Below are 22,246 nucleotides of genomic sequence, written 5' to 3' on the forward strand. Positions count from 1 at the left end.
AAAATATTAAAAGTTTACGTAATTAATATATATTTATATTATAATAAAAAATAATAAAAATAAAAGGATATATGAAATATATAGAAAATTTAATAAAGTTTAAATATATTAAAACTTTATTAAATAACATAAAAATAACATAAAACTTTAAAATTATATATTTTAAATAAAATGTCTAAAAAAAATAAGGAAATATAAAAGGAAAAAGTTGTAAATAAATAGAAATTTTAATATAATTATTTTTTATTTTGTTTTAGAGGTGGGGGTTATTATGAAATCCAATTATTTTGAAAAATATATATTGAAATCATCTCCGATTCCATATATATTTGGTGAATTAAAAAAAAGTTCAAATAGTTGTTATTCGTTCAAGATAGAAAAAATAAGTGATACATTCGAAGTATTATTTGACATAGAAAAAAATGATATTATAGGAAAAGAATTAAATGAAGTGTTTATATTAGATAATAGTAATGAAATTTTAGAATCAATATTTGAGCAAAAAAATACACGAGCACATATAAAAAACTTTAAACAAAACTATGAATTTGTATCTAAAAACATAGAAGGTAATAAGTATGTTATATGGTTAATAGATATAAAAAAAGAACTAGAATTTGAAAATTCAAATAAAATAAGGTCTGAATTTTTTGCTAATCTGTCCCATGAGTTAAGAACACCATTAAATTTAATATTTAGTTCATTACAAGTACTAGATTTAAAAGTAGAAAGTAGCGGAATAAAAGAAGAGGAGTCTATATCAAAATATTTAAATATGGCAACTCAAAATACATATAGGTTACTCAAGTTAGTAAATAATATAATAGATTCTAATAAGATAACATCAGGGTATTTCGATTACAATCCTCAAAATTATGATATCATTAACTTTGTAGAAGGTATTTGTCAATCTATCGTAGATTTTGCAAAATACAAAAATATAGAAATTATATTTGATACAGATATTGAAGAAAAAATTATTTCATTTGATCTTGATAAAATGGAGCGTATTATATTAAATATATTATCAAATGCAATTAAATTTAGTAAAGATAATGGATCTATAAAAATATACACAAGAGAAATAGAAGATATGATAGAAATAGAAATATCAGATGATGGAATAGGAATACCTCCTCATAAGTTAAGTTCAATATTTGATAGATTTAAACAGGTAGATAACAATATAATTAGAAGAGGAGAAGGCAGTGGAATTGGATTATATTTAGTTAAAAGTTTAGTTGATATGCATGGTGGTAATATAGAAGTGGATAGTGAAATAGATAAGGGAACAATATTTAAAATACAAATCCCAAATAAAACAGTAATAGATTCTGAATGTATTATCGCAGAAAAAAATCTACAAAATTCTTATATAGAAAAAATAAAAGTAGAATTTTCGGATATTTACGCATAAATATTAATCTCGATTATAAATTATAATCGAGATTTTTGTATTTATTTGTTATAATTATAATAAATAAATCGGTATAGATAATAAGGGGAGATGAATTTGGAGATTCATAAGTGCAAAGAAATTTTAGACATCTGTCCTATACCTTATATATGGGGTAAATATACAGGGGACATAGAATCTAAAAGTACAGATTATATAATTAAAGGGGGAAATGATTTATTATTTAAAAAGCTAAATATTGAAAATGAATATGAAATAATAAATAAAGACTTAACTAGTGTTTTAGGGATGTCAAAAGAAGAATTAAATTTATTTTCTAAAGAAAAAGACGGTAAGTTTACAAAGTATCAGTATGTATGTAACTTAAAAGACACATATAAAATAACCTTAAATATAGTTAATGAAAGCGTTTTTTTATATGTGGTTTCAAATTTATAATCTAAATAGCAACTATAATTTAGCTATACAAAATAATTTAAAAGCTATGATATGGATAAAAGACATAAATGGTAGATATATAAAAGTTAATAAAAACTTTGAAGAAATGACTGGCATATGTAAGTCTGAAATAATAGGAAAAAAAGATTCTCAAATCAATGTTAATAATGAATTTAAATACATTGAGGAATATGAAAAGCTTGTGCTAAATAAAATGAGAAGTAGTATTGAAAAGGTTATTTTTGAAGATAATGAATGGGTTAGCATGTTTATACATCCTATGATTGACGAAGATAAAAATATTATAGGAACTTATGGATTTAAAGTTTATGACTATGTAAATTCAAAAACTGCTATAGGTATAGAAAATAGAAATAAAATGTTAGAGATAATCGTTGATAATTTGCAAATACCAATATTTTATAAAGATATTCAAGGTGTATATTTATATTGTAATGAAGCTTTTGGTGAGTTACTAGAATTAGATAGACATAAAATTATCGGTAAAAAAGATTATGATTTAAACATAGATGAAGAAAAAGTAGATATATATAGACAGTCTGACAACAAAGTTATAAAATATAAGGTAACTACATTAACTGAAGATTATATGGAAAGAAGTAAAGGTGATAAATTTATAGAAGTTACAAAAGTGCCTTTATGGGATTATAAAAAAGAAGTTATAGGTATTATTGGAATTGTAATCGATTTAACTGAGAAAAAAGCTACAGAAAGAGAACTAGAAAAACTTAGGTTGGATTTTTTCTCAAATTTGACTCATGAGTTTAGAACTCCATTAAATTTAATATTTTCATCAGTACAATTAATTGATCAAAGTATAACTAAAATAAAATCTGGAGATATAAGTGTATTGATGAGATATTTGAATATAATAGAGCAAAATGGAATGAGACTTTTAAAGTTAGTAAATAACTTAATTGATTCAACACGAATTGATTCAGGATGCTTAGATTATAACCCAGAAAATCGAGATATAGTAAATTTTGTTGAAAATATTTGTGATTCAGTTGTTGAGTTTAGCAAATTACAACATATAGAACTTATATTTGATACAGATGAAGAAGAAAAAATAATATCTTTTGATAGTGATAAAATGGAGCGTATAATACTAAATTTATTATCTAACGCCATAAAATATAATAAAGATACTGGAAAAATCGATGTGAAAATAAAATGTAATAATGATTATATTGATATAAGTGTTATAGATACTGGCATAGGTATACCGAATGATAAAATAAATGATGTATTTGAAAAATTTAAGCAAGTAGATAATAGATTAACAAAAATAAGTGAAGGTAGTGGAATAGGCCTATCAATAGTCAAATCTTTAGTAGCATTACATGAAGGAACAATAATTGTACGTAGTAAAGTTGGAGTAGGAACTGAATTTAAAGTTAGAATACCTAATAAAACAATAATTCAAGATGAAAACATAAATTCTATTATAAATGAATCTATAGATATGAATAAAAAAATTCAAATTGAGTTTTCTGATATATATTAAAAATATAGCCCTTACTTTAGTAAGGGCTATATTTTTAATTCTAACAACATGTACAGATTGTAAAGTATTAGATTTACTGAGATAAATTTTATAATTTTATAAACATGTCTTTCACCTTTTGAGCTAGTTTTAAGTCTTGAAAGTTTTAAATTAAAACCTAAAGGAAAAAATAAATCTACTCCTTCATAAGTAAAAGCATCTAATATTATATGGGAAATATATCCTATTAGGATTCCATAAGAAATACAAATCAATATAATATTATTTTCGCCTATTGAAATTATTAGTTTTAGAAACTCTAACAAAATTAATAAAAATAAAAGACTGTGAGTGAAGCCTCTATGTTTACATCTTTTTGATATAAATTTTGATAGATAAGGCCATTTTTTACTTATGTATGACTTTCTAGTATCTAAATCAGGAAGTAATGATCCTAGATTAGCAGATTGAAAACAAATTGCAAAAAGTATTAATTTATATAAAATACTATAACCATTTAAATACATACTATTAAATTTGAAAAATGTTAATGCTATAAATAGATACCCTCCAGATGAATGTGTTTCTTTTGTCATTAAAATACCCTTTCTAATAATTGGTTATTAAATTTTATTATATATTAAAAAAAATAAATATGGAATCGAACAAAGTTAAAATATTTTTATAAAAAATAAAAAATAAAGAATTTTACATATTGTATACAATTTAAAAAAGTTAGATTTAGTAGTATAATATATATGACTAAAAAAGGAGGTCTTTAGATGGATAAAGAAAGAACTTGTAATTTATTAAGGCATACTAAAAACTTAAAATTTAAACTTATACTAGAAAGTGCAATAATAGGAGCTTTAGTTGGATTAACTATAGTACTTCATAGAATACTGTTAAAGAAACTATCGGCTATTTTTATTGCGTTTTATAGTTATAGTAAAGGTAATATACTAAGTACAGGTTTAGTGTTTGGAGTTTTAATAATAAGTGGTTATTTAGTTGCTTTAATGCTTAAAAAAGAACCTATGATAGGTGGAAGTGGTATACCACAAGTTGAAGGTATATTGATGCAAAAGCTAAAAGGAAACTGGTTTGGAATTTTGATCAATAAATTCGTAGGTGGACTTATAGCTTTAGGAGCAGGTTTATCTCTTGGCAGAGAGGGCCCATCTGTGCAAATGGGAGCTAGTATTGGAGAAGGTTTTGCCAAGATTTTTAAAAGAGTTAGCGTAGAAGAAAAGTATTTAATAACTAGTGGAGCAAGTGCTGGTTTAGCTGCAGCGTTTAATGCACCTATATCTGGAGTGATGTTTGCATTAGAAGAAGTTCATAAAAACTTTTCGCCATTAGTTTTACTATCTGTAATGTCATCTGCATTAATGTCAGACTTTGTTACTAAAAATATTTTAGGAATTGGAAAGTCTCTTAGTTTCGTTGGGGTTAAGCCAATGGATTTAAAATATTATTGGCTTTTAATAATATTAGGAATAGCAGTAGGAATAAGTGGTGTTATATTTAATAGTGGTATTTTAAAAACTCAATCAATGTTTAAAAAATCTAAATTAAGCACAGAAATAAAAGTCATAATCCCATTTTTAATAACTGGATTTATAGGATTGACAGCACCTATATTATTAGGGGGAGGACATGAACTTATAATGTCTTTAGGGAATGATTCAATAACATTAAAGATGCTATTATTATTTTTATTTGTTAAATTTATATTTACATTTGTTTGTTTTGGGTCTGGAGTTCCAGGAGGTATATTTTTTCCATTATTAGTTTTAGGTTCATTAATAGGTAATATATTTGGAATAGTGGCAACAAATGTTTTTGATATTCCAAGCATGTATATATTAAACTTTATAATACTTGCTATGGCAGGACATTTTGCATCTATTGTAAAAGCACCTATAACAGGAATTATATTAATTTGTGAAATGACAGGGAGTTTTGATCATCTTCTTGCTTTAGCTATAGTGTGTGTAGTTTCGTATATAACATCAGATTTACTTAAATCTGAACCTATATATGAAAGTCTTCTTCATAGATGGATAGAAAAAGATTCTCATAAATTTACACCAAGTCAAGTTAGAAAGAGCCTTATGGAAGTTGTAGTTCAATTAGGATGTGAAATAGATCATAAACAAATAAAAGATATAACTTGGCCAGAAAACTGTTTAATAGTTTCTATTACAAGAGGTGGAAAAGAAATAATACCAAGAGGAAACACAACATTAATAGGTGGAGATTATTTAACTATAATGGCAAATGAAGAAAATGCAGCTTGTGCATTAGATTATGTAACGAGCTTAACATCTAATATAAAATTATTATAGAATTTTATCTCTAAAAATCACATATATATTAAAAATGTATAAGGTACAAATTTAGTATATGATGGGTGATTAGATGAGAAGAAAAAAACTTATAATAAATGCTATAATAATGACTTTTTCTACAATTATTTTTGGATTTGTCTCTATGTATTTTAGGGTGTATTTATCCAAAAAAATAGGTGCTGAAGGAATGGGATTGTATCAACTTATAATGTCTGTATATATTATGGCAATTACATTTTCAAGTGCAGGAATTAGAATAGCAATTACCAGACTTGTAGCAGAACAAGTAGGAAGGGGAAATAAAAATTCTATAAGGTCAATAGTAAATAAAGGATGTATATACAGTTTGTTTTTTAGTTTAATTACATCTTTGGTACTTTTTTATGGGTCTGAATATATAGGTATAGTATTACTAAAAGATGAAAGATCTATTACATCTTTAAAAATACTATCCTATAGTCTACCATTTATAGGAATATCTTCTTGTTTGAGTGGTTATTTTTATGGAGCTAGGGAAGTAATAAAGTCAGTTTCAACAGAAATAATAGAACAATTAATAATGATGTCTATTGTAGTTGCATCGATAAATATATTTTTAGATACTAATATAGAAAAAATATGTGCTTTAATTTGTGTTGGTATGGCTTTAGGGCAAATAATATCTTGTATATACGCATATATATTGTGTACATTTAAAACAAGAACCTTAAATAGAACAGTAACCTATGGTAATTATGATGAATGTAGAATTATTGATATCACTAAGATTGCACTTCCTATAGCATCAAGTTCATATATACAAAGTGGACTTAGAACTATAGAGGATATATTAATACCAAATGCCCTTAGAATGTCAGGTACTTCTGTAGCAACATCTTTATCTATATTTGGCATGATAAAAGGAATGGCTTTACCTATAATTAATTTTCCAGCAGTATTTTTAAGCTCTTTTGCAACTTTAATAATACCTGAAATATCAGAAGCATATTCCCTTAATCGAAATAAAATGGTTAATTTTATTATTTCAAACGTATTTAGAATAACTTTTATAATATCTATATTTGCATCAGGAGTATTCATAGCATTTTCTGATGAAATTGGATGGATTATATATAATAACAATGAGATAGGTACAATAATAAAAATTTTAGCACCTGTAATTCCTATAATGTATTTAGAACGTATTATGGATGGAATATTAAATTCTTTAAATAAACAGGTAACACTTTTAAAAATTAATTTAGTTGATATGATAATTAGGATACTTATAATATATTTTATAATACCTACAAGGGGAATTGAAGGCTTTATAATAGTTATATTTACTAGTAATATTTTAAACTTTGTACTTAATATGATTAATGTTTTAAAATCAACTAAATTAGAATTTAAGTTGTTTAGCTGGGTTTTAAAACCTATTATATGTGTAAGTTTAGCTGTGATTTTATCTACATATTTAAGTGGTAACCTTGTAAATAAAATAATTATTTCTATGTTTATATATTTTATAATGTTAATTTTAACTAAGTGTATAAGAATTAAAGATTTTAATTGGGTAATAGATAGCTTTAGATTGATAAGAGATATAAATGTAAATAGTATAAAACTATATAGTGATCGATACTTATAATTTAAATAAAAATATGAAAGTTTAATTTAGCATAAAAAATTAAGCTTTCATATTTTTTATATATGTATTGATACAAGAGAGTTTATTTGATAAGATTAAAGTTAGAAAGACAAATCAACATCATATCAATGACATTTTAAATACATCATAAATAAAGTTAAACTATTAAAAGCATGGGGGTCTTTATTATGAGTAGAAAATACATAGCAGAACCATTTAAAATCAAAATGGTAGAACCAATCAAGATGACAACAAAAGAAGAAAGAGAAGTAAAGATAGCAAATGCAAATTATAACTTATTTTCATTAAAAGCAGATGATGTGTACATAGACTTATTAACTGATAGTGGAACTGGTGCCATGAGTTCAAAACAATGGGCAGCAGTTATGCTAGGAGATGAGTCATATTCAGGGGCTAGTAGCTACTTTAAATTAGTAGATGCAGCTAAAGATATTTTTGGATATAAATACATACAACCAGTGCATCAAGGTAGAGCAGCGGAAAAGGTTTTAATTCCTTTATTTGCTGAAACTGGGAAATATGCAATTTCAAATATGCACTTTGATACAACTAGAGCACATGTTGAACTTACAGGAGCAAAAGCCGTAGACTGTGTAGTAGAAGAAGCGCTAGATACTGTAAAATATGCTCCATTTAAAGGAAATATGGATGTAGCTAGAATGGAAGCTCTTATAAAGGAATTTGGACCAGAAAATGTTGGAGTAATAATAATGACTGTTACTAACAACACTGCTGGTGGGCAACCTGTATCTATGAAAAATATGAGAGAAACATATGAAGTTGCTAAAAAGTATAATATACCTGTACTTATAGATGCTGCTAGATATGCAGAAAATGCTTACTTTATAAAAACTCGTGAAGTTGGTTATGAAGATAAAACTATAAAAGAAATAGTTAGAGAAATGTTTAGTTACGGAGATATGATGACTATGAGTTCTAAAAAAGATGCCATAGTAAATATGGGAGGACTTATAGGAATTAAAGATGATGAAGAATTATATGATAATATAAAAGCTCGTACAATATCTTTTGAAGGATTTGTATCTTATGGAGGTTTAGCAGGGCGTGACCTAGAAGCTTTAGCTGTTGGCTTATATGAAGGAATAGATTACGATTATTTAAGATATCGTATAGGACAAATGGAATACATTGCAAATAGATTAGATGAAGCAGGAATAGCTTATCAATCTCCAGTTGGAGGCCATGCAATATTTATAGATGCTAAAAAATTATTACCACATATACCATATTACCAATTCCCAGCACAAGCGTTAGCTATTGAGCTATACAAAGAAGCGGGAATAAGATCTTGTGATATAGGTTCATATATGCTAGACAATGATCCAGTTACAGGTAAGCAACGTCAATCAGAACTTGAACTTACGAGACTTGCAGTCCCAAGAAGGGTATATACACAAGCTCACTTAGATGTTATAGTAGATGCTTTAATCTCTATAAAAGAAAGAGCTAGTGAAATAAATGGATATGAAATAACTTGGCAACCTAAAGTTTTAAGACACTTTACATCAAAGCTTAAACCTATAAAATAAAAAATTCTAAGCAAGCATAATTTATACTATGCTTGCTTTTATTAATTTTAGGGTAAAAATCTATATAAGTAATAAAAATAATATATAATGAACTTATAAAACTTAATTGGAGATGATAACGTGAAAACTTATATAGATATATTGGAAACTCAAAAAAGGTATTTAAATTCAGTTGGAACTATAAGTGTAGATTATAGAATAGAATCTTTAAAAGATTTAAAATTAACAATAAAAAAGTATGAAAAAGATATAATAGATGCACTTTATAAAGACTTAGGAAAATCTGAATTTGAAAGTTACACAACAGAAGTTGGATTTATATATAGATCTATAAATCATGCTTTAAAAAATATAAAAAAATGGAATAAAGTCAAAAGAGTTAGAAATGATATAGCTCAGATACCAGGCAAATCTTATATATATAATTGTCCTTATGGTAGTGTTTTAATAATAGGACCTTATAATTATCCATTTCAATTAACTATAGAACCATTAATAGGAGCTATAGCAGGAGGAAACACAGCTGTCATTAAACCTTCAGAATTTACTCCAAGTGTAGAGATGATATTAGTTAAGATTATAAAAGAGTGTTTTCAAGCTAAATATGTAGATATTGTAATTGGGGATTATAATGTAAATAGTAAGTTATTAGATTTAAGTTTTGATTATATATTTTTTACAGGTAGTGTAAATGTTGGTGAGATTGTAATGGAAAAAGCGAGTAAACACCTAACTCCAATAACCTTAGAATTAGGTGGGAAATCTCCAACTATAGTAGATAAAACTGCAAAATTAGATGTAAGTGCAAAACGTATAGTTTGGGGGAAATTTACAAATGCAGGGCAAACTTGTGTAGCTCCAGATTATTTATTAGTTCATGAAGAAATTTACGATAAATTTATAGAGAAATTAAAGGATACTATAATTGATTTTTATGGAGAAAATATAAAAGAAAATAAAGAATTTGGACGTATAGTAAATGATCGCCATATGAATAGATTAAAAAATATAATAGATAAAGATCATGAAAAAATAGTATTTGGTGGAGATATAGACCTTGAAAAAAGATATATTTCACCAACTATAATAGCGGATGTTAACTATAATGATGCTATTATGGAAGATGAGATTTTTGGACCATTAATGCCAATAATAAAATATAGTGATTTAGATGATATTAAGTTTTATTTAAATCTTTATAAAACTCCGCTAGCTTTATATGTATTTAGTGAAGATAAAGATTTTAGTGAATACATTATGAGAAACTTTACTTTTGGTGGAGGTTGTATAAATGATACTATAACTCATGTTGCATCTACAAATTTACCTTTTGGTGGAGTTAAAACTTCTGGAATGGGAAGATATCACGGATATGATAGTTTTAAAACTTTTACTTATGAAAAAGGAATAGTAAAAAGAAATAGCAAAATAGATATAAAATTAATATTTCCACCATACAAAGATAAATTAAAATTAATAAAAAAAGTTATGAAATAGATTTATGAAAAAATTTACTGTATTTGTTTTTCAAATAAGAGAAAACTAAAAATGATTAATAAGTTAAATTAAAAATTTTAGTTGGAGGTGCTTATTTTGAAAAATAATTCATTTTTGAGTGGAGTAAAAGGATTTTTTAAAGAAATGTTTTATATGGAAAGTGAAAATACTAATACAGATAGAGAAAAGATAGTTGAAATTGATAAGTATGGAAATAAAACTACTTACTATAAAGCTGGAGCTGGACCTGATAAGCCAAATGATATAAATGATATGTTTAAATAAATTTTTATTAATGAAAAAACCTTAGTTTATACTAAGGTTTTTTATTTTTATATCATAAATTATATGAAAAAACAAAAAAAATACATAATTTGTATAGATTGATCGTATAGGATAACATAAAACATATCACATTCAATTGTTTTCATTAGTAAAATAGAGTAAGGGCTTTTTATATAAGAGGGGTGAAATTTCACATGAAAAGCAATTTATTTAACAAAGACAACATTAATGTAAAAAGCGAGATAAACACACTTAAAAAGGTATTACTTCATAGGCCTGGAGAAGAAGTTGAGAATTTGACACCAGAAACTTTAGAGCTCCTATTATTTGACGACATTCCATATCTAGAAGTTATGCAAAAAGAACATGATGAATTTGCAGATATATTAAGATCTAATGGAGTAGAAGTAGTTTACTTACATGAATTAATGAAAGATGTTTTAAATGATAACAATTTAAAAGATATTTTTATAAATCAATTTATAAAAGAAGCAGACATAAAAGATGAAAAGATAAAAAGTTTAGTTTATATGTATTTAAAAGATATAGATGATAATGAAGTTTTAATAAGAAAAACTATGGCAGGTATAAGAAAAAATGAAATAAAAGGTTTAAGTCTTAGAAATCATATAGAATATGATTATCCATTTTTAACAGATCCAATGCCAAACCTATATTTTACCAGAGATCCATTTTCGAGTATTTCAAATGGGATAAGTATGAATAAAATGTATTCAAAAACAAGAAATCGAGAAACTATATACTCAGAATATATATTCAAATACCATAAAGATTTTAAAAATATAAAAAAGTGGTACGATAGAAGTTTTGAATTTTCAATAGAAGGCGGAGATATTTTAAACTTAAATAATGAAGTGGTTGCAATAGGAATATCTCAAAGAACTACGCCTGAGGCTATTGAAAAAATAGCTAAAGAATTATTTTATTCAAGCTCAGATTGTGAAGTAAATACAATTTTAGCCTTTGATATACCAAAATGTAGAGCATTTATGCACTTAGATACAGTATTTACTCAAGTTGATTATGATAAATTTACAGTACATCCTCAAATACAAGGACCACTTAATATATATGAAATAAAAAAGAATGACAATATGACTTTAAATATTAAAAAAATTAGTATGGAACTTGATAAAGTACTTGAAAATTATTTAAATTTAGAAAAAGTAACTCTTATACCTTGCGGTGGAGGAGATGAAATAATTTCTAAAAGAGAACAATGGAATGATGGATCAAATACTTTATGCATTAAACCAGGTGAGGTTGTAGTTTATTCAAGAAATTATATAACTAATAAGTTATTGCAAGAACATGGGATTAAAGTTCACAAAATATCATCAACAGAGTTATCAAGGGGGCGAGGAGGTCCAAGATGTATGTCGATGCCATTAATCAGAGAAGAATAGACATAAATTTAGGGGGTATTAAAATGACTAATCTAAATGGAAGATCACTTTTAACTTTATTGGATTATACAGAAGAGGAAATAAGATATTTATTAGATTTGGCCAAACTTTATAAAACTGCTAAAAAAATGGGAAAACCGCATAAAGAATTAGAAGGGAAAAATATAGCAATATTATTTGAAAAAGATTCAACTAGAACTAGATGTGCTTTTGAAGTAGCTGCTATGGATTTGGGAATAGGGGTAACTTATATAGGTCCTAGTGGATCTCAAATGGGGAAAAAAGAATCAATAAAAGATACAGCCAGAGTACTTGGAAAACTTTATGATGGTATCGAATATAGAGGGTTTTCTCAAGAAATAGTGAATGAACTTAGTGAATTTTCAAAGGTTCCTGTTTGGAATGGATTAACAGATGAATTTCATCCTACACAAGTATTAGCTGATTTATTAACTATAGAAGAAAAAATAGGTAAGCTAAGGGGAGTAAATTTTGTATATATGGGAGATGCAAGAAATAATGTGGCTAACACATTGATGATAGGTTGTGCAAAAATGGGATTAAACTTTACTGCTTGTGCTCCGAAAGATTTATTCCCTTCAAAAGAATTAGTAGATAAATGTAGGGAAATAGGAAAAGAAAGTGGATCTATTATAACTTTAACAGATGATATATATTTAGGAAGTAAAAATGCTGATGTAATATATACTGATGTTTGGGTGTCTATGGGAGAGCCAGATGAAGTATGGAAAGAAAGAATTAATAAGCTTAAAAGATATCAAGTTAATGTAGAAGTCATGGAAAATGCTAAAGAAAATGCTATATTTATGCACTGCCTACCAGCATTTCATGATTTAAATACAAAAGTTGGAAAAGAAATATATGAAAAATTTGGCATATCGGAAATGGAAGTAACAAATGAAGTATTTGAATCTGAAAATTCTGTTGTATTTGATGAGGCAGAAAATAGAATGCATACTATAAAAGCTTTGATATTAGCTACACTTGGAGTTTAGATTATGAAAAATTTAGTTATAGCACTTGGAGGAAATGCTTTAGGAAAAGATCCTAAAGAACAACTAGAATTAGTGAAAAATACTTCTAAAATAATTGTGGATTTAGTTGAAGAAGGATATAAAGTAATTATAAGTCATGGAAATGGACCTCAAGTAGGCGTTATAAATTTCGCTATGGATTTTTCTTCGAATAATGGAGGGAATACGCCTAATTTTCCTTTTGCTGAATGTGGAGCTATGAGTCAAGGTTATATTGGGTATCATCTTCAACAATCTATAAAGGAAGAGTTAAATAAAAGAAGTATTAAAATGGATATTGTAAGTTTAATAACACAAGTTATTGTTGATAAAAAGGATGAAGCTTTTTTTAATCCAACAAAGCCAGTAGGTATGTTTTATAGTAAAGAAGAAGCTAAAAAAATAAGCGATGAAAAAGGATATAAATTTATAGAGGATAGTAATAGAGGCTATAGAAGAGTAGTACCTTCTCCTAAACCACAGGAAATTTTAGAAGTTGATGTAATAAAAAAACTATCAAAAGAATGTATAGTTATAGCTGTAGGTGGAGGAGGTATACCTGTAATAAAAGAAGAAAATTCTTATATAGGAGTAGATGCTGTAATTGATAAAGATAAATCGAGTTGTAAACTAGCAACAGATTTAGGGGCGGATACGCTTTTAATATTAACAGCTGTTGAGAAGGTATATATAAACTACAACAAAGAAAATCAAAAGGCTATAGATACTATGGATATAGATTTAGCAAAGGAATATATAAAAGAAGGATACTTTGCAAAAGGATCTATGCTTCCAAAAATTGAAGCTTGTATAGAATTTGTAGAAAATAATAAAAATGCTAAAGCTATAATAACTTCCTTAGAAAAGGCAAAAGAAGCATTGAGCGGATGTACAGGAACAAGAATAATCAATAGATAAATAGATAAAAAGCGAGTAAATTAACAATTTACTCGCTTTTATTGTTGTTTTTTAACAAAATTAACGATTTTTTAACTGTAAAAGTTTGATTTTTAACTAAAGTTTAATTGTTTTTTAATAGTTAACATTCTCTTAACAATATATTAACACTTAGTTAACAGATGGTTGTTTTTCTTAACATTAACTTAACTAAAATTGACAAAATATTTGGTAAAATTAAAATAACGAAAGAGGTAAATTAAATTTTTATATTTATATATCAAGGAGGAAAAAATTAAGTGCAAATAGCAATAAGTTTAATGGGAGGACTGGGGCTTTTCTTATATGGTATGAACCTTATGGCAGATGGGCTTCAAAAATCGGCAGGAGAAAAATTAAAAAGAATAGTTGAGCTTTTAACTAGCAATGTATTAATGGGGGTTCTAGTTGGAGCTTTGGTTACAGCAATTATACAAAGTAGTAGTGCAACTACAGTTATGGTAGTAGGATTTGTTAATGCAGGAATTATGACATTACCCCAAGCTATAGGGGTTATAATGGGTGCAAATATAGGTACAACTATAACAGCACAATTAGTATCACTTGATTTAGTTGGAATAGCACCTTTAGCATTAGGTATAGGTATTGTTATATACTTATTCTCTAAAAATCAAAAGACTAAGACAATGGCAGAAATATTAATTGGATTTGGTATATTATTTACTGGTATGGACTTTATGAAAGAAGCAGTAAAGCCATTAGCTGAGTACAAAGGGTTTACTGATGCATTAGTAGCTTTTGGTAATAAACCAATATTAGGTATATTATTAGGATTTGGTATAACTGCAATAGTTCAAAGTTCAAGTGCATCTATGGGTATGTTATTAGCACTTGCATCTCAAGGGTTAATACCTTTAGCTGCAGCGCTTCCTATATTATATGGAGAAAACATAGGAACTTGTGTTACTTCATTAATATCTAGTATAGGTGCTAGTATAAATGCTAGAAGAGCAGCGCTAATGCATTTGGTATTTAATGTAATAGGAACGATTGTATTTATGTTAATATTAACTAAGCCAATAACTATGATGGTTCAGTATTTAAATCCAGAAGATGTTAGTAGACAAATAGCAAATGCTCATACATTATTTAACGTAATAAATGTTATATTATTATTACCGTTTTCAAAATATATAGTTAAACTTACTATGAAACTTATGCCAGAAAAAGAATGTGAAAAAGAAAAAGATAAAACTGTGTTTTATATAGATGAAAGAATGATGGAAACTCCATCGATAGCTTTATCAAACACTGTAAAAGAAACTTTAAGAATGGGTGAAAAAGCTAAATTAAGTTTAAATAATGCAATGGAAGGATTTTTAGAAAAGTCAAAATCTAAGGTAGATGCTTCTTTTGAAGAAGAAAAGCTTATAAATAAATTGCAAAAGAGTATATTAAATTTTTTATTAAAATTATCTAAAACTTCACTAAATTATGATTCAAGAGAAAGTGTGGATTTATTATTTAACACTGTAAATGATATAGAAAGAGTTGGAGATCATGCTGAGAACATAGCTGAACTTGCAATATCTACTATAGAAAATAACTTAAATGTATCTAAAGATGGAGAGAAAGAATTAAAAGATTTATATGAAAAAGTTATAGAAACTTATAATACAGCACTAGAGTGTATGGAAAAATCTGATACAGATTTAGCTTGTAGAGTTATAAAACTAGAAGAACAAGTGGATATAATGGAAAAAACTTGTAGATTAAATCACATGAGAAGATTAAATGAAAATTCTTGTAATATAGATGCTGGGGTTATTTTCTTAGATTTATTAAGTAACTTAGAAAGAGTTGCAGATCACTCAGCGAATATAGCTCAACAAGTTATAAAAGAAAGTAATAAAAATTTAGCATAAAGTAAATAATAGAACCTTGCCAAGATGCAAGGTTTTAATTTATTTAAATTAAAAAATAAAATTATATTATAAAAATTCTAAAAATTAAATTAAAGTATTGTATTATTAAGTAAAAAAATGTAAAATATATATATGATATAGTGTATAATAAATTAAAAAAGTGTAGAATAATTGAAGTGATAACATATGTATATATATGTATTTTTCTTCATAAAATTTAATAAAAGTTAAATAGTATATCAGTTTCAAATGTAAATGAATTATTTAATTAAAAAAGAAGATAATATATTATTAAAATATTAGTTTTAAGAAAATAAATTTAAAAGGAGAAAAAGATTATGGCAATGGGAGCACCAACACCACATAATAACGGAAAATTAGGAGATATAGCAGAAACAGTATTATTACCAGGAGATCCTCTAAGAGCTAAGTTTATAGCAGAGACATTTTTAGAAGATGTAGTTCAATACAATACTGTAAGGGGAATGAATGGTTATACAGGTTACTATAAAGGAAGAAGAATATCTGTACAAGGAACAGGTATGGGATGTCCATCTATAGGAATATATACATATGAGTTAATACATTTTTATGGAGTAAAAAATCTTATAAGAATAGGTTCAGCAGGAGCTTTACATGAAGATTTAAAAATGCATGATATAGTTATAGGTATGGGATCATGTACAGACTCTAATTACGCATCACAATATAACTTACCAGGTACTTATGCACCGATAGCAAGTTATGAGTTACTTAGCAAAGCTGTAGATGTAGCTAAGAGTCAAGGTGTTGAGCCTAAAGTAGGAAATATATTATGTAGTGATGTATTCTACGGAGATGACGGATTAGAAGGTTTAGCAAAATGGACTAAAATGGGAGTATTAGCTGTAGAAATGGAATCGGCTGCACTTTACATGAATGCTGCTAGAGCTGGTGTTAATGCACTTTGCATATTAACAATATCAGATTGTCCATTTAAAGGTGAAGCTACAACTGCTATGGAAAGACAAACAGCATTTACAAGAATGATGAATATAGCTTTAGAATTAGCTTAATATATATTTAAAAGTTATATAAAATAAGATAAAAAGCTCGAATTTGAAAGATATTTTACAAATACGAGCTTTTTTTATTGTAGTAACTCTTATTTTCTAGAATTGTATATAAAATTATGCTAATATTATAATGATAAATATGAAAAATTTAGGTTTTAATATTAAAAGGGAATAGTGTGTAAATCACTAGCAGCCCCCGCTACTGTAAATATGGACGAGTCTTTATAAAACCACTAAAGATTATTCTTTGGGAAGGAAAAGATTAGGATGAAGTATGAGCCAGGAGACCTGCCTAAATTACAAACTTTCGGAGGGAGAGGAAAAATGAAAATTTCAAAAAAAATTAAAGTAGGATTACTTAGTTTAGTGGTAGGACTAAGTATAGCCGGTTGTGCAAAAACTGAAACAAAAAAAGAAGAAGCTAAAAACACAAAGGTTGAAAGTAACACTGAGAAAAATGATGGATATTATCCAGTTACAATAACTTCTCATAACAGCAAAAAAGAAGCAATAAAAGTTACTTTTAAAGAAAAACCTAAGAAAGTATTAGCTGTATATCAAGATTCTATTGAAACTATGCTTGCATTAGGACTTGAAGATAATATGGTAGCTGCAGCAGGGCTTGATCACAAGGTTAAAGATGAGTATAAAGAAAGCTTTAAAAAGGTTAAATACTTAGATGAATTTACACCTTCTAAAGAAACTGTTACAATGTTACAACCAGATTTAATATTAGGTTGGTATTCATTATTTTCAGATAAAGCAATCGGTGATGTAAGTTATTGGCAAGATAAAGGTGTAAATACATATATGGCACTAAACAGTGGTGCAGTTGAACCAAAAACTATACAAAATGAGTGTGACGATATATTAAATATAGGTAAAATATTTAATGTTGAAGATAAAGCTAAAAAAATAGTTGATAATATAAATAACAAAGTAAATAAAATTGTAGAATCAGAAAAAGGTAAAAAACAACAAACAACGTTAATAATAGAGTTAATTGATGGTAAAATTAGTGGATATGGAAAAACAACTTTAGGTGGAGATATGGTTACTAAGTTAGGTGCTAAACTTTTAAATGAAGATGGAAATTCATTAAGTAAAGAAGATTTAGTAAAATTAAATCCAGATAGTATATTTGTTGTTTACATGAATAGAGAAGACGATAATAAAGCAAGTGAAACAAAAGATTTAGTAATGAAAGATAAAGCATTACAAAGTTTAAATGCTGTAAAAAATGATAGAGTTTACCCAATTGAACTTGGACAAATGTATTGTAGTGGGGTAAGAACTATAGATGGAATTGAAACATTTGCAAATGGACTTTATCCAGATCAAAAATAGAAAGAAGGATATTTACAGATGCATTCAATTAAAAGCTTAGAAAATTATGATATGAAGGAAAAGAAAGGCTTTGTTAAATCAAAGCCTTTATATATTTTAGTTATAATGTTATTGATATTTTTAGTTATAATGTCTATATTAATAGCTGTAACTATAGGGTCAAGTGATATATCTATAAAACAAGTATATGATGTGATTGTATTTAGATTATTTAATATAGCAGATAAAAGTCTATCAAGTGGAGCAATTCATGATGTGGTTTGGCTTATAAGATTACCTAGAATAATTCTAGCGTTATGTGTGGGAATAGGTCTTTCTGTAACTGGAGTTGTTATGCAGGCCATAGTTAAAAACCCATTGGCAGACCCATATATTTTAGGGGTTTCATCAGGAGCTTCTTTGGGAGCAACGTTAGCTATAATGCTAGGATTAACTACATTTTTAAATGGAAATGCTATAGGGGTATTTGCATTTATAGGAGCCTTTGTAGTTTCTATGTTAGTTTTGGTAATTTCTAATGCTGGAGGTAGGCCAAACTCTACTAAATTATTGTTAGCAGGTATGGCTTTAAGTTCGGTTTGTAGTGCATTTTCAAGTTTTATTGTTTATATAAAAAATGATGCTGAAGGAATGAAAAGTATTACATTTTGGCTTATGGGAAGCTTAGGTGGAGCTAAGTGGGAAGAGATAGTTTTTATACTTCCACTTATAATAATTGGATTATTATTTTTTATGAGTCAATATAGAATTTTAAATTTAATGTTATTAGGAGATGAAGTTTCTATAACTCTAGGAACTGATTTACATATCTATAGACAGATTTATTTAGTTATAACATCTTTGATGGTTGGATTAGTAGTTTATTCAGCGGGAATGATAGGCTTTGTTGGACTTATTATACCTCATATTGTTAGGATTTTCTTTGGAACTGACCATAAAAAACTTATCCCGATATCAGCTCTTTTAGGTGCTATATTTTTAGTATGGGCAGATGTACTTTCTAGAATTATAATAGAAAATGCAGAACTTCCAATAGGTATTTTAATATCTATGGTAGGTGCTCCATTTTTCGTATATCTAATGATAAGAAAAAGTTATGGTTTTGGAGGTTGTAATTAATGAATTTGGAAACTAAAGACCTTAAAGTCTTATTAAATAAAAATGAAATTTTAAAAGGTATTGATATAGAATTAGGAAATAAAGAATTTATAGGAGTTATAGGACCAAATGGAAGTGGCAAGTCTACTTTGCTAAAGTGTTTATACAGAAATTTAAGTCCAAGTAGTGGAAGTATATATATAGATAAGATAGAAATTGGAAAAATATCTACTAGAGAAAGTGCTAAAAAAATAGGAGTTTTAGCACAACATAATCATCATAGTTTTGATTTTACAGTACTTGATATGGTTTTAATGGGGAGAAGCCCATATAAAAAACTTATGGATAGAGATACAAAAGAAGATTATGATATTGTTTATGAAGCTATTGATAAAGTAAATATAAGACATTTAGCAAATAGAAGTTTTAATAGCTTATCTGGAGGAGAACAACAAAGGGTGATTCTTGCAAGAGCTTTGGTACAAAAAACTAAGTGTCTAATTTTAGATGAACCTACAAATCATTTAGATATAAAATATCAATTGCAGTTAATGGAAATTGTAAAAAATTTAGGTATTGAAGTTATAGCAGCTATACATGACTTGAATATAGCAGCTATGTACTGTGATAAAATTTACGTTTTAAAAGGTGGAGAAATAGTAGCTTATGGAACTCCGAAAGATGTTTTGACAAAAGAGTTTATAAAAGAAGTTTATGATGTTGATGCAAAAGTTATAAAAGATGAAGATGATGATTCTATAAATATTATATATAAAGGTTGTAGATAGTAAAAAAGAGGTGATTAAATTTAATCACCTCTTTTTGTCTTAAAAATGAAAAGATTATGACGTTTCTATAAAAAAGGTAAAATATGTTTATTTTCAAAAGTTTAGCAATGATATACTCAAAAATATATATTATCAAAATAAAACTATTGATAAAACTTAAAAAATGAGTTAGTTATACTAAACTTAAGAAAAATTAATATAAACAAAAGTTAATAAATACTAAACTTAAGAAAAATTAATATAAACAAAAATATAAAGTTAGATATAAAACTATTGAAAATACTAAAAACAAAAAAAATAAAAAAGTTAAAAAATATAAAAAAAATTGCTTGCAAAAAAATAAAAACTTAATATAATAAATATTGTAAGTTTAATAAAACTAAATTTTATGAATAGAAATAATAATCTTTACTTTTAGATTTGATTTTAAAATATAGAAAGGAGGATTAAAATGGAAGCTATTGGAGAAAAGTTAGAAGCTAATTTTTTTAGTGACTCTACATTAAGTCATAGACAAACTCCATTACTTACTTCTCTGAAAGATTATTCTAATAAAGATATAGCTTGTTTTGATGTTCCTGGTCATGTTAGACATCAAGGAGTAGAAGTTTTAAATGAGTATTTTGGTAAGAATATTATGAAAATGGATATAAATTCATCGCCTCTTATGGATAATGTTTCAAATCCAAGTGGAATTATAAAAAAAGCTCAAGATTTATTAGCAAATGCTTATAATGCAGACGATGCTTTTTTCATAACAAATGGGACTACATCGGCTATACATGCTATGATTTTAAGCACTATAAATCCAGGAGATAAGATACTTCTTCCAAGAAACATTCACAAATCGGTTATTAATGCTTTAATACTTACTGGTGGAAAACCTGTATTTATACAACCAGGATTTGATGATGAACTTGGAATAAGTTTAAATGTAGCTTATGAAGATATAAAAAATGAACTTAAGAATCATAAAGATATAAAAGCTTTATTTTTACTAAATCCAACTTACTATGGAGCATGTAGTGATTTAGAAGCTATAATTGAGTTGTGTCATGAGGAAAATGTTTTAGTTTTAGTTGATGAAGCACACGGAGCACATTTTCCATTTCATAAAGACTTACCACCTCCAAGTATAAGCTTAGGAGCTGATATGTCAGCTATAAGTATTCATAAAACTGGAGGAGCTTTAACTCAAGCCTCTGCATTACTTTTAAATAATGAACGTATAGAATCAAGTAAGGTATTGCAAAGTATAAATATGATTCAATCTACATCGGCATCATACTTGTTAATGGCAAGTATTGATGGAGCAAGATCCAACTTAGTTTTAAATGGAGATGCTCAATTATCAAAAGCACTTAATTTATCAAGATATGCAAAAGCAAGAATAAATAAAATAAAAGGAATTAAAGTTGTTACTACTGAAAATTTAGGAAATGATGGAGTTAAGTTTATAGATGAAACTAAGCTTTGCATAAATGTATCAAAACTTAATTTAACAGGTCATGAAGTATATGATTTGCTTTATCAAGAGTTTTCAGTTCAAGTAGAACTTGGAGATTTATATAATATACTTGCACTTATATCTATTGGGACTACAAAAGAGGATGTTGATAAACTGATTGATTCTTTAGAAGCAATATCTAATATTTATAAAAAAGAAGAAAAAATGAAAGTTATAAAAACTAAGCAAATAAATCCAATACAGAAATTAAATCCAAGAGATGCTTTTTATAAAGATAAAGAAATGATTTTAATTGATGAATGTGTAGGTAGGATTTCAGGTGAATCTATAATGGCTTATCCACCAGGAATACCAATAGTAACGCCTGGAGAAGAAATTACAAAAGAAATAATTGATTACATAAAATTACTAAAGAAAAATAATGCATATTTATGTGATATGAAAGATAAAAACTTAGATTATATATTAGTTACAAAAAATTAAATTCAAAAAACTGAATAAGGAGAGT

The 22,246-nt window shown here is 26.7% G+C and carries 18 protein-coding genes and 1 riboswitch; of the genes, 17 read left to right on the forward strand and 1 reads right to left on the reverse strand.

What is annotated here, in order from left to right:
* Positions 1-271: 271 nt before the first annotated feature.
* The 3 genes from H8891_RS01540 to H8891_RS01550 all read left to right on the forward strand — a co-directional run bounded on the left by H8891_RS01540 (position 272) and on the right by H8891_RS01550 (position 3,383).
* The gene (locus tag H8891_RS01540; RefSeq protein WP_207723211.1) at positions 272-1,417 is read left to right on the forward strand and encodes a sensor histidine kinase; all 1,146 of its coding nucleotides are present in this window, start codon (positions 272-274) and stop codon (positions 1,415-1,417) included.
* Positions 1,418-1,513: 96 nt separating this feature from the next.
* Positions 1,514-1,855: a hypothetical protein gene (locus H8891_RS01545; RefSeq protein ID WP_187004902.1), complete on the forward strand. Its 342-nt coding sequence runs from the start codon at positions 1,514-1,516 to the stop codon at positions 1,853-1,855.
* Entirely contained in the window at positions 1,836-3,383 is a 1,548-nt protein-coding gene (locus tag H8891_RS01550; RefSeq protein WP_195366024.1) for a PAS domain-containing sensor histidine kinase, read from the forward strand. Before H8891_RS01545 ends, H8891_RS01550 begins: the two co-directional genes overlap by 20 nt.
* Positions 3,384-3,409: 26 nt before the next feature.
* Here H8891_RS01550 and H8891_RS01555 read toward each other — a convergent pair whose 3' ends face one another.
* Entirely contained in the window at positions 3,410-3,958 is a 549-nt protein-coding gene (locus H8891_RS01555; protein WP_187004904.1) for a metal-dependent hydrolase, read from the reverse strand.
* Between the two features lie 186 nt (positions 3,959-4,144).
* Between H8891_RS01555 and H8891_RS01560 the strand changes: the two genes are divergently transcribed.
* From H8891_RS01560 to H8891_RS01625, 14 genes are all read left to right on the forward strand, one after another.
* On the forward strand, positions 4,145-5,713 hold the full coding sequence (locus tag H8891_RS01560) for a ClC family H(+)/Cl(-) exchange transporter (RefSeq protein ID WP_187004905.1): 1,569 nt from the start codon (positions 4,145-4,147) through the stop codon (positions 5,711-5,713).
* Between the two features lie 73 nt (positions 5,714-5,786).
* Positions 5,787-7,346, forward strand: coding sequence for an oligosaccharide flippase family protein (locus H8891_RS01565; RefSeq protein WP_243207741.1), 1,560 nt, complete (start codon positions 5,787-5,789; stop codon positions 7,344-7,346).
* Positions 7,347-7,534: 188 nt separating this feature from the next.
* The gene (locus tag H8891_RS01570) at positions 7,535-8,917 is read left to right on the forward strand and encodes a tryptophanase (RefSeq protein ID WP_187004906.1); all 1,383 of its coding nucleotides are present in this window, start codon (positions 7,535-7,537) and stop codon (positions 8,915-8,917) included.
* A 120-nt stretch (positions 8,918-9,037) separates the two neighbouring features.
* Positions 9,038-10,414: an aldehyde dehydrogenase family protein gene (locus H8891_RS01575; RefSeq protein WP_187004907.1), complete on the forward strand. Its 1,377-nt coding sequence runs from the start codon at positions 9,038-9,040 to the stop codon at positions 10,412-10,414.
* Positions 10,415-10,510: 96 nt separating this feature from the next.
* Positions 10,511-10,699 (forward strand): hypothetical protein, encoded by a 189-nt coding sequence (locus H8891_RS01580; RefSeq protein WP_147545762.1) that lies wholly within the window; start codon positions 10,511-10,513, stop codon positions 10,697-10,699.
* 194 nt (positions 10,700-10,893) lie between these two features.
* Entirely contained in the window at positions 10,894-12,126 is a 1,233-nt protein-coding gene (gene arcA / locus H8891_RS01585) for an arginine deiminase (protein WP_187004908.1), read from the forward strand.
* Between the two features lie 23 nt (positions 12,127-12,149).
* Complete coding sequence (gene argF / locus H8891_RS01590; RefSeq protein WP_187004909.1) at positions 12,150-13,142, forward strand: ornithine carbamoyltransferase; 993 nt, start codon at positions 12,150-12,152, stop codon at positions 13,140-13,142.
* A gap of 3 nt (positions 13,143-13,145) precedes the next feature.
* The gene (arcC, locus tag H8891_RS01595; RefSeq protein ID WP_207723525.1) at positions 13,146-14,078 is read left to right on the forward strand and encodes a carbamate kinase; all 933 of its coding nucleotides are present in this window, start codon (positions 13,146-13,148) and stop codon (positions 14,076-14,078) included.
* Between the two features lie 278 nt (positions 14,079-14,356).
* Positions 14,357-15,982 carry a Na/Pi symporter gene (locus H8891_RS01600; protein ID WP_187004910.1) on the forward strand — a complete coding sequence of 542 codons (1,626 nt, stop codon included), beginning with the start codon at positions 14,357-14,359 and terminating at the stop codon, positions 15,980-15,982.
* 344 nt (positions 15,983-16,326) lie between these two features.
* Positions 16,327-17,037 (forward strand): purine-nucleoside phosphorylase, encoded by a 711-nt coding sequence (deoD, locus tag H8891_RS01605; protein ID WP_147546071.1) that lies wholly within the window; start codon positions 16,327-16,329, stop codon positions 17,035-17,037.
* Between the two features lie 133 nt (positions 17,038-17,170).
* Positions 17,171-17,347, forward strand: a riboswitch (cobalamin riboswitch).
* Positions 17,348-17,361: 14 nt separating this feature from the next.
* Complete coding sequence (locus tag H8891_RS01610; RefSeq protein WP_187004911.1) at positions 17,362-18,384, forward strand: ABC transporter substrate-binding protein; 1,023 nt, start codon at positions 17,362-17,364, stop codon at positions 18,382-18,384.
* 18 nt (positions 18,385-18,402) lie between these two features.
* Entirely contained in the window at positions 18,403-19,503 is a 1,101-nt protein-coding gene (locus tag H8891_RS01615) for a FecCD family ABC transporter permease (protein ID WP_330604945.1), read from the forward strand.
* Entirely contained in the window at positions 19,503-20,270 is a 768-nt protein-coding gene (locus H8891_RS01620; RefSeq protein ID WP_187004912.1) for an ABC transporter ATP-binding protein, read from the forward strand. Before H8891_RS01615 ends, H8891_RS01620 begins: the two co-directional genes overlap by 1 nt.
* Positions 20,271-20,721: 451 nt before the next feature.
* Positions 20,722-22,221: an aminotransferase class I/II-fold pyridoxal phosphate-dependent enzyme gene (locus tag H8891_RS01625; RefSeq protein WP_187004913.1), complete on the forward strand. Its 1,500-nt coding sequence runs from the start codon at positions 20,722-20,724 to the stop codon at positions 22,219-22,221.
* Positions 22,222-22,246: the final 25 nt, after the last annotated feature.

It is taken from the genome of Paeniclostridium hominis, assembly GCF_014306135.1.
Lineage (GTDB): Bacteria > Bacillota > Clostridia > Peptostreptococcales > Peptostreptococcaceae > Paraclostridium > Paraclostridium hominis.